At 55.6% G+C, this 1,176-nt stretch carries 1 protein-coding gene; it reads right to left on the minus strand.

From position 1 onward, the window contains the following. A partial coding sequence (locus tag ACT3TF_RS17170; protein WP_444672638.1) for an AMP-binding protein occupies positions 1 to 1,176 on the minus strand: 1,176 nt, incomplete at both ends.

A 1,176-nucleotide genomic window follows, 5' to 3' on the forward strand; every position in this document is an offset into this window, starting at 1 on the left:
TTCAATAACGTTTAGCCCACCGGTCATCGGCAAGGTATCACGCAGATGTTGCTGGGTAAGCAGCAGCTCAATGCCACTATCTTCGACCATATAGGCCAACCGCTCGGCGGGGTAATCCGGATCCAACGGTACGTAAGCACCACCTGCCTTGAGAATCGCCAGCAGACCCACCACCATCTCGATGGAACGCTCCATGGCGATGCCCACTCGAACCTCGGGTTTTACGCCTAAACCGATCAGATAGTGTGCCAAACGATTAGCGCGGGTATTGAGTTCGGCGTAGCTGAGTGACTGATCCTGGAATACTAGCGCAGTAGTCTCTGGCGTTACCGCAGCCTGGCGCTCGATCAACTGATGGATTGGCGCAGCTTCGGAATACTGTTGCGTATTCTCCCCCCACTCGCTCAACAACTGCTGTTCGTCTGCTCTAAGCAGGCTGATCTCACTTAATGGTTGTCGAGGCACCGCTTGCAGGTTTTCTACGATGCCTGCAATGGCGGTGCTCAGGTAGTCACACAACCGCTGCGCCCCAATCATTCGGCTAACCTGCCCTACCAATTGGAATCCGTTACCTAGGTCGTCCACCGACATGGTGATCGGGTAGTTGGTACGCTCCTGACCGCCCAGTACCTCCATACCTTCCCAAGTATGAACGGTGCCTCCCTCTTGCTGAGGTGCGATGTAACGATAGTTCAGCAGACTCGTGAATAGCGGGGTTCCGCCAGGCAGCCCGCTGCTGCGCTGTGCGAGTCCAAGGCTGGCATGTTCATGGTGCATTAGCTCAGATAGGGCGTCGTGGGTTTGGCGCAGGCACTTATCAACACTCTGGGAGCCTGTTTTGATGCACACTGGAAGCGTATTAATAAACATCCCCAGCGCTCGCTCGGCACCTTCGATGCCCTGCATACGGCCAAATAGCACGGTGCCAAATACCACGTCGTCATGCCCTGTGGTCTTGCTCAGCACCAAGGCCCAGGCCAGATGGAACAGGCTAGCCGTGCTAACACCATGGCGCTGGGCCTGTTGCCGAACTTGCTGGGCTAGTTCCGCAATCAAAGGAACGCGTACTTCTTCGATATCGCTGCCATCGCCACGAACGTCTTGTAGTCCAAAGGGCGCTGTCGGTTCTTCAACATCGCCCAACCGCTCACGGAAAAAGGTTTCATGCTCTTCCTG

The organism is Halomonas sp. AOP25-F1-15, assembly GCF_052378675.1.
In the GTDB taxonomy this organism is placed as follows: domain Bacteria; phylum Pseudomonadota; class Gammaproteobacteria; order Pseudomonadales; family Halomonadaceae; genus Vreelandella; species Vreelandella casei.